The sequence below is a fragment of the Catellatospora sp. NPDC049609 genome (genome assembly GCF_040675365.1).
Taxonomy (GTDB): Bacteria; Actinomycetota; Actinomycetes; order Mycobacteriales; family Micromonosporaceae; genus Catellatospora.
The window spans coordinates 1-1,289 of record NZ_JBFAOU010000474.1 but is presented as its reverse complement, the minus strand read 5'-3'; the positions used below and the strand labels follow the sequence as shown (position 1 = coordinate 1,289).

Sequence of the window (1,289 nt, the reverse complement as noted above, 5' to 3'; positions counted from 1 at the left end):
GCCAGAGTCCACGGCCGTTACCTGCGCAGTCTGGCCGACGCGGCGGTCGCCGGGCGGCCGGTCAGGATCCAGCTGCAGGTCAGGCGCTTCGTCTGTGCCGCGCCGGGCTGCCTGCGGCGGACGTTCGCCGAACAGTTCCCGAACCTGACCACACCACACGCGCGTTACAGCCCCGTACTGCGCGAAACGTTGACGGCGATCGCCGTCGCGCTGGCCGGCCGACCCGGTGCCAGGCTCTCGTCATCGATGATGATCCCGGCAAGCCGCGACACCCTGCTGAACCTCCTGCGCGCAACGCCCGAACCGGGCGCGGGTGACGTCATCGTCCTGGGCGTCGACGACTTCGCTTTCCGCAAGGGCCGCCAGTACGGGTCCATCCTGCTGGACATGCACACCCGCCGCCCGGTGGACGTCCTGCCAGACCGAGAGGCCGCGACGCTGGCCCGATGGCTGCAGTCCCACCCGGGAGTGGAGATCATCTGCCGTGACCGTGCCGGCGCCTACGCCGAAGGAGCCCGCACCGGCGCACCCCACGCGATACAGGTCGCCGACCGCTGGCACCTGTGGCACAACCTGTGCGAAGCCGTGCACCGCACCGTCGTACAACACCGCACCTGCCTGCCCGAACCCGCGCCGCCGCCAGCCGCAGGCTCGCCAGAGCCGGGCGGGCAGCTGCCCACCGCGCCCGAAACGCCGGCCGCGACCAGACTGCGGGAACGCTACACGGCCGTGCGTGAACACCTCGACAAAGGCATGCAACGCCAGGTCGTCGCCTCGATCATGGGCCTGAGCCCCGACACCGTCGCCCGCTACGCCGACGCGACCAGCATCGACCAACTCATGATCAGCAGACGCCGCCGCAGCCCCCTCGATCCGCACAAGGACTACCTCGACGCCCGCTGGAACGCAGGCTGCACCGACGCCGAACAGCTCACCACCGAACTACGCGCCCGCGGTTACCAGGGCAGCCCCCGCACCGTGCGCCGATACCTCGAACCCCTGCGCGCCCACGGCAGCCCCGCCGCCCGCACCCCGGCCCCAGCCAAACCCCGCCAGGTCACCGGCTGGATCACCCGTCACCCCGACGACGTCCGCGACGACCACAAGCAGCAGCTCGAAGCCATCCAGGCACGCTGCCCGCAACTGGAGAGGACAGCCGAGCTCGTCGCGGACTTCGCCAAGATCCTCTGTGGTCTCCATGGACACCGACTCGACACCTGGCTCACCGCCGTTGAAGCCGCCGACCTGCCCCGAACTACACACTTTCACCGCAGGCCTACGCCGAGACC

At 70.4% G+C, this 1,289-nt stretch carries 1 protein-coding gene; it reads left to right on the top strand.

Going from position 1 to position 1,289, the window contains the following annotated elements:
* Positions 1 to 1,289, top strand: a 1,289-nt coding sequence (locus AB0J67_RS41235) for an ISL3 family transposase (RefSeq protein ID WP_363491290.1), incomplete at both ends; no start/stop codon positions are given.